Raw genomic sequence first — 13508 nt, forward strand, 5'->3', positions numbered from 1 at the left:
AACTAAGCCTTACCTTAGCGGGTCTGCCCGGAGTCGTGGCGGCAGGATTGCTGTATTGCGGTAGAACGCGCACTTTTTTGACGCGCACATTTTGAACGAATGGAGACTGTCGTGTCGGCGAACAGCTTCGACGCCCGCAGCACGCTGCGCGTGGGTGACGAGTCGTACGAGATCTTCAAGCTGGACAAGGTCGAGGGCTCCGCGCGCCTCCCTTACAGCCTGAAGGTGCTGCTGGAGAACCTGCTCCGCACGGAGGACGGCGCGAACATCACCGCCGACCACATCCGGGCGATCGGCGGCTGGGACTCCCAGGCACAGCCCAGCCAGGAGATCCAGTTCACGCCGGCCCGCGTGATCATGCAGGACTTCACCGGCGTGCCCTGCGTGGTCGACCTCGCCACCATGCGTGAGGCCGTGAAGGAGCTGGGTGGCGACCCGGCGAAGATCAACCCGCTCGCCCCGGCCGAGCTGGTCATCGACCACTCCGTCATCGCCGACAAGTTCGGCACGGCCAACGCCTTCCAGCAGAACGTGGAGCTGGAGTACGGCCGCAACAAGGAGCGCTACCAGTTCCTGCGCTGGGGCCAGACCGCCTTCGACGAGTTCAAGGTCGTCCCCCCGGGCACCGGCATCGTGCACCAGGTCAACATCGAGCACCTCGCGCGCACGGTCATGGTCCGTAACGGCCAGGCGTACCCCGACACCCTCGTCGGCACCGACTCGCACACCACCATGGTCAACGGCCTGGGCGTGCTGGGCTGGGGCGTCGGCGGCATCGAGGCCGAGGCCGCGATGCTCGGCCAGCCGGTCTCCATGCTGATCCCGCGCGTCGTGGGCTTCAAGCTGACCGGCGAGCTCCCGGCCGGCACCACCGCCACGGACCTCGTCCTCACGATCACCGAGATGCTCCGCAAGCACGGCGTCGTCGGCAAGTTCGTCGAGTTCTACGGTGAGGGCGTCGCCGCCACCTCGCTCGCCAACCGCGCCACCATCGGCAACATGTCGCCGGAGTTCGGCTCCACCGCGGCCATCTTCCCGATCGACGACGAGACGCTGAAGTACCTGCGTCTGACCGGCCGCGACAAGCAGCAGGTCGCGCTCGTCGAGGCGTACGCCAAGGAGCAGGGCCTCTGGCTCGACCCGGCCGCCGAGCCCGACTTCTCCGAGAAGCTGGAGCTGGACCTCGCGACGGTCGTCCCCTCCATCGCCGGCCCGAAGCGCCCGCAGGACCGCATCGTCCTGGCGAACGCCGCCGAGCAGTTCGCCGTCGACGTCCTCAACTACGTCGACGCGCCCGCCCCGCAGCCGAAGTCGCACGGCGCGTCCCCGGTCGACGAGGCGAGCGACGAGTCCTTCCCCGCCAGTGACGCCCCGGCCTACGGCAGCGACGACAACGGCGCCGGCGCACCCGAGCACGGCTCCTCCACCGGTGCCGCCGTACCGTCCAACCCGGTCACCGTGACCGCCCCCGACGGCTCGACGTACGAGCTGGACCACGGCGCGGTGACGGTCGCGGCCATCACCTCCTGCACCAACACCTCGAACCCGTACGTGATGGTCGCCGCCGCGCTCGTCGCGAAGAAGGCCACCGAGAAGGGCCTGACCCGCAAGCCGTGGGTCAAGACCACGCTCGCCCCGGGCTCCAAGGTCGTCACCGACTACTTCGACAAGGCCGGGCTCACCCCGTACCTCGACAAGGTCGGCTTCAACCTGGTCGGTTACGGCTGCACCACCTGCATCGGCAACTCGGGCCCGCTGCCCGACGAGGTCTCCAAGGCCGTCAACGACAACGACCTCGCGGTCACGTCGGTCCTCTCCGGCAACCGGAACTTCGAGGGCCGCATCAACCCCGACGTCAAGATGAACTACCTGGCATCCCCGCCGCTGGTCGTCGCGTACGCGATCGCCGGCTCCATGAAGGTGGACATCACCAAGGACGCGCTCGGCACCGACCAGGACGGCAAGCCGGTCTTCCTGGCCGACATCTGGCCGACCGAGGCCGAGGTCAACGACGTCGTCGCCAACTCCATCGGCGAGGACATGTTCAACAAGTCCTACCAGGACGTCTTCGCGGGCGACGCCCAGTGGCAGGCCCTCTCCATCCCCACCGGCAACACCTTCGAGTGGGACGACGAGTCCACCTACGTGCGCAAGCCCCCGTACTTCGAGGGCATGACGATGGAGACGACCCCGGTCGAGGACATCGCGGGCGCCCGGGTGCTGGCCAAGCTGGGCGACTCGGTCACCACCGACCACATCTCCCCGGCCGGTGCGATCAAGGCCGACACCCCTGCCGGTCAGTACCTCACCGAGCACGGCGTCGAGCGCCGCGAGTTCAACTCGTACGGCTCGCGCCGTGGCAACCACGAGGTCATGATCCGCGGTACCTTCGCCAACATCCGCCTGCGCAACCAGATCGCGCCGGGCACCGAGGGCGGCTTCACGCGTGACTTCACGCAGGAGGACGGCCCCGTCTCGTTCATCTACGACGCCTCGCAGAACTACCAGGCGGCCGGCACCCCGCTGGTCATCCTGGCGGGCAAGGAGTACGGCTCTGGCTCGTCCCGTGACTGGGCGGCCAAGGGCACCGCGCTGCTCGGCGTCAAGGCCGTCATCGCCGAGTCGTACGAGCGCATCCACCGCTCGAACCTGATCGGCATGGGCGTCCTCCCGCTCCAGTACCCGGAGGGCGCGTCGGCCGAGTCGCTGGGTCTGACCGGCGAGGAGACGTTCTCCGTCACCGGCGTCACCGGTCTGAACGACGGCGGCATCCCGCAGACGCTCAAGGTGAAGGCGGGCGACGTCGAGTTCGACGCGAAGCTGCGTATCGACACCCCCGGCGAGGCGGACTACTACCGCAACGGCGGCATCCTGCAGTACGTGCTGCGCAGCCTGATCCGCAGCTAGTCGCGGGCAGGACATGACGAAGGGCCGCACCCCCGCGGACGGGGGTGCGGCCCTTCGTCATGTCCGCCGTGCGGTCCGGTCCCGCGGACCGGCGCACTCGCCTGCCGGAGCGGTCTAGAACAGGCTGCGGAACTTGTTCCAGCCGCCGGTACCGATCTTCACCGGCTTCTTGTACGGGGCCGCCGGGTTGGCGTTGCCCGAGTAGCGCCACAGCGTGCCGTCGTTGCCGCGGGCGACCAGGTCGGCGATGCCGTCGACGTCGAGGTCGCCGGCGCCCACGAGGTTGTTGTACGTGTTCCAGCCCGCGCCGATCTTCACCCGGGACTTGAACGGCGCGCTGTAGCTGCCGGTGCCCTGGTAGAGCCAGAGCACGCCGGAGCCGTCGCGGGCGACGATGTCGGCCCTGCCGTCGCCGCTGATGTCACCCGTGCCGGCGATCTGGGTGTACTCGCCCCAGCCCGCGCCGACCCTGGTACGGGCGGTGACGGTGCCGGTCTCGTAACCCAGGTAGATCCACAGCACGCCCGCGCCGTCACGGGCCAGCAGGTCGTAGCCCTGGGCGCCGGCCAGGTTGCCCGGCGAGAAGACGCGGTTGTAGATGTTCCAGCCGCCGCCGACGTGGAAGGGCTCGGTGAGGGAGTCCTGGTAGAAGAGGTGGCCGTCCATGGTGATCTCCCACAGGCCGTCGGCGTAACCGTCGGCGTTGTGGTCGGTCTGGGTGACGGTCTTGGAGAAGCCCCAGGTGTCGTTCTCGAACACGCCGGGCTGGTAACCGCCCAGCCAGTCGGGCTCGTAGTAGTGGAGCTCCGGACCGCTGAGACCGAACAGGGGCTGGAACACGGCGGCCGCGCCCGCTGCGGCGCGGGAGGTCGCGGCACGCGAAGTGTCCTGCGCCGCCTTGGCCTTGGCCTTGGCCTGGAGCTCGGCCTGTGCCTCGATGACGGAGTCGCGCGAGGGCCTCGGGGCGGGGTCGGCGTGCGCCGCGCCTGCCGTGGTGCCCACCAGGGCGGCGGCGAGTGCGGCGACGGCGATCCGGGAAAGGGCGCGTCCGCGTCTGCCGGGATTGCCGGTCCTACGGGAAGAGAGTCGGGCCATGCGTGTCTCCAGTGCTGAAGGCCGTGGCGCGGCAGGCGTGAAGGGCCGCGGCACGGGTTCATCTTGTTTAGTACACGACATCTTCACATGCCAACTGTCCCGGCACCAGCGAAATTTGGGGCAGCGGGCCCTGGGGTGGGCACAAACGAAGGCGCGGGCCGCACCGAATCGCTCGGTACGGCCCGCGCCCCGGCTCAGCGCTGTGCCGGGCCCTGTGCCGTCACCGCAGCAGCTCCACCTCCGCCACGGTCGGCGCGCCCGGCGTCACCAGCCGGTACTGCCGGTAGCTGCCCGGGTCGGCCACCGTGAAGACCCGGGTCTGGTGGTCCCACTTGAACGACTCGCCGCGGCGCTCGTCCAGCACGTCCCACTTCTTTCCGTCGGCGGAGCCCTGAAGGACCCAGCCCGTCGGGGCCGAGGCGTGGCCTGCCGAGGTCAGCGTGTACTGGCGGGCACGCGTGGCGCCGCTCACCGGCAGCGCGGTCTCCGCCGCCAGCTTCGCCTCCGTCGCGGAGGAGTTGTCGAAGAGCGGGCCAGCGCCCGTGAGCGCGTCGGTGCGCGGATCCGGGGTCCTGTCGTCCTTGGTGATGGAGACGGGGGCGGCTCCCCGGCCCGAACCCCACGCGGACGGGGTGGCGCCCATCGTGAAGTCCAGCGTGCCGCCCCTGGCGATCAGGTCGTGCGGGAGCGCGGTGGAGTTCCACTGCTTGCCGTTGACCTTCAGGCCCTGAACGTAGATGTTCTTCGCGTTGTTCTTCGGGGCGCGGACGGTCAGGGTGCGGCCGTTCTCCATGCGGATCGTCGCCTTGGTGAACAACGGGGAGCCGATCGTGTACTCGCCGCTGCCCATGACCAGCGGGTAGAAGCCGAGCGAGGAGAAGAGGAACCAGGCGGACTGCTCGCCGTTGTCCTCGTCGCCGTGGTACCCCTGGCCGATCTCGCTGCCCGTGTACAGCCGGGACAGCACCTCGCGCACCTTGGCCTGCGTCTTCCAGGGCTGCGATGCGGCGTTGTACATGTAGGTGGCGTGGTGGGCGACCTGGTTGGAGTGGCCGTACATCCCCATCCGTACGTCACGCGCCTCGGTCATCTCGTGGATGACGCTGCCGTACGACCCGGTGAACTCGGGCGACGCCGTCTCCGGCGTGGAGAAGTAGGTGTCCAGCTTCTTGCCGAGGCCGGAGCGACCGCCGTACAGGTTGGCCAGACCGCGGCTGTCCTGCGGGGCGGTGAAGGCGTAGCCCCAGCCGTTGGTCTCGGTGTAGTCGTAACCCCAGACGCGCGGGTCGTAGCTCTCCGACGGCACCCGCCAGTCGCCGGCCAGGTCGCGGCCCTGGAAGAACCCGGCCTTAGTGTCGAACAACTTCACGTAGTTCTGCGCCCTGTTGAGGAAGTACTCCGACTCCTCCTTGTAACGGGCCTTCTTCGTCTTCTTGTAGAGCGCCTCGCCCATCTTCGACAGGCCGTAGTCGTTGAGGTAGCCCTCCAGGGACCAGGACATGCCCTCGTGGGTCTCGGTGGAGGCGTAGCCCAGGAAGGGGGAGGTGGCCATGCCCTTGCGGCCGACGCCGGAGAACGGCGGCAGGACGGTCGCGTTCTTCAGCGCCGCCTCGTACGCGGCGCTCGCGTCGAAGTCCACACCCTTGACGTACGCGTCAGCGAAGGCGACGTCCGAGGAGGTGCCGGTCATCAGGTCCGCGTAACCGGGCGAGGACCAGCGGGAGATCCAGCCGCCGTCCTTGTACTGCTGGACGAAGCCGTCGACCAGCTTCCCCGCCTTCTTCGGGGTGAGGAAGGAGTACGCGGGCCAGGTCGTGCGGTAGGTGTCCCAGAAGCCGTTGTTGACGAACACCTCACCGTCCACGATCTTCGCGCCGGTGTGCGTGGGGGTGTCAGGGCCGGTCTGCGGTGAGAAGGGACTCGCGTACTTCGTCGTCGAACCCACCTTCTCGTGCCCGGCGTTGGGGTAGAGGTAGAGGCGGTAGAGGCTGGAGTACAGGGTGGTCAGCTGGTCGTGGCTGGCGCCCTCGACCTTCACCCGGTCGAGGATGTCGTCCCAGGCGTCCTGGGCGCGGTCCTGGATCCGCTCGAAGCGGGAGCCCGCCGGGATCTCCGCCGCCAGGTTCTGCCTCGCCTGGTCCACGCTGATCAGCGACGTGGCGAGGCGCAGGGTGACCTGCTTGTTCTTGCCCGGCTTGAAGCGCAGGTAGCCGGTGACGTCCTCGCCCCCGCCGCCGCTCAGCTTTCCGCTCGCGGTCACCGGTGCGTCGAAGACGCCGTACACGAAGAGCCTGGTCGCGCCCGTCGACAGACCGCTCTTCACGTCGGAGAAGCCGGTGAAGGAGCTGGTGGCCGGGTCGAGGGTGAGACCGCCGTCGTTCGACACGTTGTCGAAGATGATGCTGGCGTCGTCGCCGGGGTAGGTGAACCGCATCATCGCCGCGTGGTCGGTCGGCGTCATCTCGGTGCGCAGGCCGTTCTCGAAGGTCACGCCGTAGTAGTGCGGCTTCGCCGTCTCGTTCTCGTGCCGGAAGGGCAGCGCGCGGGCGGTGCGCGAGGCGTCCGGGGCGCCGGCGGCGGCCGACGGCATCACCTGGAAGGTCTGCCGGTCACCCATCCAGGGGCTCGGCTCGTGGCTCGCGCTGAACGCCTGGAGGGTGGGGAGGTTGTCGGCGTTGTTGCCCCGCGCGTAGTCGTAGAGCCAGCTCGTGGAGCCCGCGTTGGTCACCGGCGTCCAGAAGTTGAAGCCGTGCGGCACCGCGGTCGCCGGGATGTTGTTGCCGCGGGAGAACGAGCCGCTGGAGTTCGTGCCCCGGGTGGTGTCCGCGTAGTCCGACAGCCGCGCGAGGGGCTTCTCGGGAGCCTTCTCGGCGATCTTCACGTCGTCGATCCAGCCCCGGAACTTCGCCGGGCCCTTCGGGTTGTCGTACGCCACCAGGATCCGGTCGACCGTCTTGCCGGCCGCGACCGAGCCGATCCGGGACTCCTTGTGGTTCCACTGGTTGGCGTACAGCGTCTTGGAGGCGCCCTGGCCCTGCGGCGAGAGCGTGGCGCCGTGCTGGTCGAGGGCGCGCAGGTCGCTCAGGTAGGTGCCGTCGGTGAAGGCCAGGTCCACCGAGACGTTCGTGGCCGGGTAGTTGAGGTCGGCGCCCTTGTCGTCAGCGGGGAGCGAGGGGAAGACCCGGTAGGACAGCTCGGTGTTGCGGCCGATCCGGGTGTTCACGTCGAAGACCTTGTTGTACGAGTACGCGCGGCCGTCCGGCTTGTGCGTGCCCGCGTAGCGCAGCGCCCGCTTGCCCGTGGAGCCCGCGCCGGACTTCGCGGTGGGGGAGCCGGACGGACCGCGGTCGACCTGGCTGCGCATCTCCTCGGGGGCCGGCGAGGAGGTGCCCCCGGTCGAGAACTGGACGTCCGCGAGCTGGAGGGCGTCGCCGCCCCCGTTGCCGGTGATCTCCAGCCGGTAGTGCGGATAGGCGGTGTCGTTGGCGAAGTCGTAGGTCTTGGTCTGGAACCGCGAGGCGAAGGTCTCGCCCTTGCGGGTGTCCAGCGTCGTCCACGTCTTGCCGTCGGCGGAGCCCTGGAGCGTCCAGTCCTTCGGATCCCGTTCGGCGTGGTCGTTGGCCGAAGTCAGCGCGTACGTCACGACCTTGGCGCCCTCGTCGAGGTCGAACTCGACCCAGCCGACCGGCAGGAAGGACAGCCACTTGCTGCCGGGAGTGACGTCGATCAGGTTCTCCTTGACCTCACCGCCCGCCGTGTTCTCCGCGCTGGCGCGCAGGTTGGTGACCCGGTCGGTGACGGCGCCGGGGATCCCCTCGGTGTCGCCGCCGTCGACCCCGGAGGCCTTCTTGCGCCCCTTCGCATCGGTTTCCACGGTGTTGCGCCAGGTGGGGGCGGGTTCGTCCGCCTCGAAGGAGGAGCTGAACTCCCCGGCGGGGGGCCCTGGTCGGGCGGGCTGCGACGGCTGGGCGGGCCGCTTCGGTACGGCGACCGCGGCCGAAGGGGCCAGCACGGTCACGGTCAGAACGGCCGCGGTGAGGCCGGCGAGTGCCGCGCCGGCACTCCGGCCGCGTCCGGTTCCGGAAGGCCTGAGGCCGGCGGGTCTGGGTCTGGGCTGCATCCCGAGTGCTTCCTTTAATCAGACAACGTTGTCAGAAGCGTGCGTAACACCAGTAGGGAGCCAAGTGGCCAGTGGTGTCAAGGGTGTTCAAGGGCACGCCCGTTGGACAATTGTGCGCCCAGATATCCAAGAGGTCTCAACTCGGGAAAGAACGCCGCTCAACCTTGCTTTCGATCTTGCCCAGTTGGCGGGAAGTGGACTATACCTATCGGCGTCCGCACTGCTCGGTAAACCGGCGCGGGCCAAGAGGGCGAGGGGTTCACGGGGGTGGCATCGAGTGCCTCCTTCGCGCACCCCGGAAATCCCGCTGCACCAGCTGAATCCAGAAACGAGTCTGTCGTCGACCGCGGTGGCGGGGCCCTTCGTCCGAGGTGAATTCTTGTGCGGGCGCACCGGTACACCGCCTGAGTCCTGGAGAGGGCGAGGACCCCAGCATGGGACCCATCAACGTGAACCGTCGTGATGTGCTGAGGAGGACGGCCGCCGCAGGTCTCCTCGCGGTACCCGGAGTCGGTGCCCTCAGTTCCTGCGCCAGTGGTGGCGGCAGCGGTGAGGACAAGGCCGAGAAGGGCACGAAGTCGGCCAAGAATCCGCTGGGGGTGAAGGAGGACGCCGCGCTGGCGGTCTACATCTTCAACGGCGGTTACAAGGACAAGTACGCCCAGTTCGTCACGGACAAGTACCAGAAGGCGTATCCGCGGTCCAAGGCCGTGCAGAAGAAGACGGAGAAGATCGCCACCCAGCTCCAGCCGAAGATCGTCCGCGGCAACCCCTCCGCCGACGTCATCAACAACTCCGGCGCCGACGACATGAACATCGGCAAGCTGGTGGCGAACAAGCAGGTCGCCGACTTCACGGAGATGCTCGACGCGCCCTCCTGGGACGACCCGAAGGTCACCGTCCGCGACAGCCTCTACCCGGCGATGCAGCCGATGGGCGCCTTCGGCACCAAGGGCTGCTACCAGCTGAACATCGCCATGACGGTGTACGGCAACTGGTACTCCCGGCGGATGCTGGAGGAGACCCTGGAGAGCCAGTACCCCAAGACCTGGGACGAGATGGTCGAGGTCTGCAAGAAGGCCAAGGCCAAGGGCGTCCACGGCTGGAGCTACCCCGGCGGCCACCCCCGCTACATGCTCTTCTCGATGTACGCGATGTTCGCCCAGGCCGGTGGCCGCCAGGTCGTCGAGGCCATGGACTACCTGGAGCCGAACGCCTGGAAGCACGACGCGGTGAAGTCCGTCTTCGAGGCGTTCGAGGAGCTCGTGGCCAAGAAGTACGTACTGACGGGCTTCGACGGCCCCCAGGGCCACACCGAGATGCAGACCGCCTGGACCAAGGGCAAGTGCGTCTTCGTGCCCAACGGCTCCTGGGTGGAGAACGAGGCCAAGGACACCACTCCGCAGGGCTTCGGCATGACGGTCGGCGCCACGCCCTCGCTCTCCAAGAGCGACGCGCTGCCCTTCGGCACGCTGTACGCGCCGCCGGGCGAGCCCTTCATCGTCCCGGCCAAGGCCGCGAACGTACAGGGCGGTCTGGAGTGGATGCGGATGATGTACAGCAAGGAGGCCTCCGTGAACCTCTTCAAGGAGACCGGCGGCATTCCCGCGCTCAAGGGCGCCATCGACGGCCTCTCGCTGCCGCCCGGCACCGACAGCGCCCAGAAGGCCATCACCGCGGCCGGCGACAACATCGTGATTCCCTTCTTCAAGGAGTGGTACAGCGAGCTCTTCGACGAGGACTTCAACAAGGTGATGGGCCGCTTCATGATGGGCGACCTGTCGGCCAAGCAGGCCGTCGACGAGATGCAGAAGGCCTCGGACCGGGTGGCGGGCGACCCCGACATCACGAAGGTCGAGAAGGTCTGAGCACCGGCGGGTCCGCGTACGTGCCGCGCGCCCCCGCGCGCGAAGGGCGCGCGCTTCCGCGCGCGTGAGAAACAGGTGGAATCGGAGCGGCGTGAGTATTGAGAAGCGGGCGGCCAAGCCCCCCAACCGGCTGTTGTTCTTCGCGGCGATACTCCTGCCGCCCCGATTCACCCCCGCGAGTGTGCGCTACGACCGCAGGTACCGGACGCTCGACAAATACCGGTTCATCGCGGGATTCCTGGCGATTCCACTGGCCTTCTATGCCGTATTCGTCATATCGCCCTTCATTCAGGCGATCTACTACTCCTTCACCGACTGGTCGGGCGGGCCGATCGCCAACTTCGTCGGCCTGGACAACTTCGTCAAAATGTGGAACGACGAGCGGTTCTGGGACTCCACCCTGACCAGCCTCACCCTGCTGGTCGTCGCCCCGCTCGTCACGCTCGTCCTCGGTATCTTCTTCGCCTACATGATCACCGCGGGCGGCCGGCACCGGGACGGCAAGGCGATCGCCGGCGTGGCCGGCTCCGCGTTCTACAAGGTCGTCTACTTCTTCCCGCAGGTCCTCTCGGTCGCCATCGTCGCCGTGGTCTGGGGGCGGGTCTTCAACACCAACGCCGGTCTGATCAACGGCGCTCTGAACGCCGTGGGCGTCGAGGGGCCCGCCTGGCTGGGCGGTGAGTACGCCCTCGCCCTGATCGCCGTGCTCACCGTCATCTGCTGGAGCTTCGTCGGCTTCTACGTGGTGCTCTTCTCCGCCGCGATGGGGGCGATCCCCAAGGACATCTACGAGGCCGCGCTGCTGGACGGCGCGGGCCGGGGCGCCACCTTCTTCAAGGTGACGCTCCCGCTGATCTGGGACACCGTGCGGACGGGGTGGATCTACATGGGGATCCAGGCCCTGGACTCCTTCGCGATCGTCCTGGTGATGATGCCCTCGCACGCCATGAAGGTGACGCCGGTCTTCCTCTACGAGCGTTTCCGGGAGGGCCAGTTCGGCTACGCCACCGCCATCGGTGTCGTCCTGCTGCTGCTCAGCGTGGCGTTCTCCCTGATCGTCATGCGGATCGGCAACCGCGACCGGATCGAATACTGAGAGCGTGGGAGAGACGCACCATGAGCACACTGGCCAAGGCCGACCAGATCAAGGTCAAGGAGGGCGGCGGCACCCTCAACGTCTTCTCGCACGGGTTCCTCGTCCTGTGGACCGTGATGGCGGCCGGCCCGCTGATCTGGGTCGCGATCACCGCGTTCCGTACCTCCACCGAGATCCTCAGCGACCCGATGGGGCTGCCGTCCTCACTGCACTGGGCGAACTTCGCGCACGCCTGGACCGAGGCGCACATCGGTCAGTACGCGATCAACTCGCTCGTCATCCTCGCGGGTTCGCTCACCGGCACCATGCTGCTGGGGTCCATGGCCGCCTACGTGATCGCCCGATTCACCTTCCCGGGTAACAAGTTCGTCTTCCTGCTGTTCGCCGGCGGCATGATGTTCCCGGTCATCCTGGCGCTCGTCCCGCTGTTCGCGGTCATGGAGAACTTCCAGCTGCTCGACACGCGGCCCGGTCTGATGATCGCGTACATCGCCTACTCGCTGCCCTTCACCACCTTCTTCCTGACCTCCTTCTTCCGCACGCTGCCCACCGGTGTGCAGGAGGCGGCCATGGTGGACGGCGCTTCGCACACCCGTACGTTCTTCCAGATCATGCTGCCGATGGCCAGGCCGGGCCTGGTGAGCATCGGCATCTTCAACTTCCTCGGCCAGTGGAACCAGTACCTGCTGCCGCTGCTGCTCAACAACGAGAACGAGGGCAGCTACGTCCTCCCGCAGGGCCTCGCCTCGCTGGCCGTGGCACAGGGCTATCGGGGTGACTGGGGTGCGCTGTTCGCGGGTCTGACGATCGCGATGGTCCCGGTGCTCGTCGTCTACGCGGTCTTCCAGCGGCAGGTGCAGGCGGGACTCACCGCCGGCGCCCTGAAGTGAGGCACTGTGGGAGGCTGCACAAGTGCCGCGAAGTGACTTGTGCAAGAACCCTGTTGAAGGCTGATTTCGGCTTGGACACGAAAGTGGTCTAGGCCTGTTGCAGTCTCCCGGGCCCTGAGTAGTGTCTGCGCCACGGCGCTGCGGCAGATCTTCGCCCGGCCGGTGGGTCCGGGGGCCTACCCCCGGAAATTGCAGCAAGTCGACTTGGAAGTCGAAGGGTTGGACAGTATGAGGAATCGCGTAATCGCCACCGGTGCGGCAACGCTCGTGATGGCACTGGGCCTGAGCGCCTGCGGCGGCGACGGTGGTGAAGGCGGTGGCGAGGGCGGCGGCAAGACGATCAAGGTCGTCGCCGCCGACTACGGGGACAAGGCGTCCAACGCGTCGAAGATCTTCTGGGACCGGGTCGCCAAGGACTTCGAGGCAGCCAACTCCGGTTACCAGGTGGACGTCCAGGTCATCAACTGGAACGACATCGACAAGACCGTCAAGAACATGATCCAGACGGGCAACGAGCCGGACATCCTGCAGACCGGCGGATACGCCGACAAGGTCGCCGACGACCTGCTCTACAAGGTCGACGACGTGATGTCGCCGAAGACCAAGGCCAACATCGTGCCCGCCTTCGCCAAGGCGGGCGAGGTCAAGGGCGCCGCCTACGGCATCCCGTGGGTGTCCTCCAGTCGGGTGCTCTTCTACAACAAGAAGGCACTTGCCACCGCGGGCGTCGACAAGCCGCCCACCACGTGGGCCGAGGTCGCAGCCGCGGCGAAGAAGATCAAGGACAAGAAGGCGGCCGACACCCCCTACGCCCTCCCGCTCGGCCCCGAGGAGGCGCAGGGCGAGACGATGATGTGGGAGATGGGCAACGGCGGCGGGTACACCGACGCCTCCGGCAAGTACACGATCAACAGCGCGGCGAACGTCGAGACCTTCAAGTGGCTCCAGGAGAACCTGGTCAAGCCCGGCCTCACCTATCCCAACCCCGCCTCCACCGACCGCAAGACGGCTTTCGCCGACTTCGCCGCCGGCAAGGTCGGGATGATGAACGGGCACCCGAGCGTCATCCAGATGGCCCAGGAGAGCAAGGTCGAGTACGGCGTCACCACGATCCCGGGCAAGGACGGGCCGCTGGCCAACACCCTCGGCGTGGCCGACTGGACCATGGCCTTCAAGGACGGTGGCGCCGAGAAGGAAGCCGTCAAGAAGTTCCTGGACTTCACGTACACCAAGAAGAACCTGGTCTCGTTCGCCGAGATGTACAACTTCATGCCGGTCACCACGGACGCCGTCGCGGAGATGCAGGCCAACCCCAAGCACGCGTCCCTGAAGCCCTTCTTCGAGGCGCTGCCGACCGCGAAGTTCTACCCGGTCAACGACACCGCCTGGGACGTCATCTCCGCCGAGATCAAGAAGACCGGCGGCAAGGCGGTCAGCGAGGACCCGAAGACCGCCCTGGACGCCCTGCAGAAGAAGGCCGAGGACGCGGCCGCCGCAGCCAAGTAGCAGCCGGCGCCCGCCCGTCAGCCCCG

The 13508-nt window shown here is 67.6% G+C and carries 7 protein-coding genes; 5 read left to right on the plus strand and 2 right to left on the minus strand.

Translation table 11 applies throughout. The annotated features are described in order from the left end of the window. Positions 1 to 111: 111 nt before the first annotated feature. Positions 112 to 2907: an aconitate hydratase gene (locus ACIQM4_RS01225; protein ID WP_401586005.1), complete on the plus strand. Its 2796-nt coding sequence runs from the start codon at positions 112 to 114 to the stop codon at positions 2905 to 2907. Between the two features lie 114 nt (positions 2908 to 3021). Here ACIQM4_RS01225 and ACIQM4_RS01230 read toward each other — a convergent pair whose 3' ends face one another. Then, positions 3022 to 4002: an FG-GAP repeat domain-containing protein gene (locus tag ACIQM4_RS01230; RefSeq protein WP_401584282.1), complete on the minus strand. Its 981-nt coding sequence runs from the start codon at positions 4000 to 4002 to the stop codon at positions 3022 to 3024. A 220-nt stretch (positions 4003 to 4222) separates the two neighbouring features. Beyond that, positions 4223 to 8122, minus strand: a complete 3900-nt coding sequence (locus tag ACIQM4_RS01235; protein ID WP_401584284.1) for a GH92 family glycosyl hydrolase — start codon at positions 8120 to 8122, stop codon at positions 4223 to 4225. A 434-nt stretch (positions 8123 to 8556) separates the two neighbouring features. Here ACIQM4_RS01235 and ngcE point away from each other — a divergent pair, with 434 nt between their 5' ends. From ngcE to ACIQM4_RS01255, 4 genes are all read left to right on the plus strand, one after another. After that, positions 8557 to 9990, plus strand: a complete 1434-nt coding sequence (gene ngcE / locus ACIQM4_RS01240; protein ID WP_401584287.1) for an N-acetylglucosamine/diacetylchitobiose ABC transporter substrate-binding protein — start codon at positions 8557 to 8559, stop codon at positions 9988 to 9990. Between the two features lie 181 nt (positions 9991 to 10171). After that, the gene (locus ACIQM4_RS01245; RefSeq protein WP_401586007.1) at positions 10172 to 11086 is read left to right on the plus strand and encodes a carbohydrate ABC transporter permease; all 915 of its coding nucleotides are present in this window, start codon (positions 10172 to 10174) and stop codon (positions 11084 to 11086) included. Between the two features lie 20 nt (positions 11087 to 11106). Beyond that, complete coding sequence (locus ACIQM4_RS01250; protein WP_401584289.1) at positions 11107 to 11976, plus strand: carbohydrate ABC transporter permease; 870 nt, start codon at positions 11107 to 11109, stop codon at positions 11974 to 11976. Positions 11977 to 12204: 228 nt separating this feature from the next. After that, entirely contained in the window at positions 12205 to 13482 is a 1278-nt protein-coding gene (locus tag ACIQM4_RS01255) for an extracellular solute-binding protein (RefSeq protein ID WP_401584292.1), read from the plus strand. Positions 13483 to 13508 lie beyond the last annotated feature (26 nt).

Origin of the sequence: Streptomyces sp. NPDC091272, assembly GCF_044757485.1 — a bacterium.
In the GTDB taxonomy this organism is placed as follows: domain Bacteria; phylum Actinomycetota; class Actinomycetes; order Streptomycetales; family Streptomycetaceae; genus Streptomyces.

Bases quoted from the DNA above. Each gene is read 5' to 3' on its own strand.
- ACIQM4_RS01230 (WP_401584282.1), bottom strand. From the start codon at position 4,002: ATGGCCCGACTCTCTTCCCGTAGGACCGGCAATCCCGGCAGACGCGGA.
- ACIQM4_RS01235 (WP_401584284.1), bottom strand. From the start codon at position 8,122: ATGCAGCCCAGACCCAGACCCGCCGGCCTCAGGCCTTCCGGAACCGGA.
- ngcE (WP_401584287.1), top strand. From the start codon at position 8,557: ATGGGACCCATCAACGTGAACCGTCGTGATGTGCTGAGGAGGACGGCC.
- ACIQM4_RS01250 (WP_401584289.1), top strand. From the start codon at position 11,107: ATGAGCACACTGGCCAAGGCCGACCAGATCAAGGTCAAGGAGGGCGGC.
- ACIQM4_RS01255 (WP_401584292.1), top strand. From the start codon at position 12,205: ATGAGGAATCGCGTAATCGCCACCGGTGCGGCAACGCTCGTGATGGCA.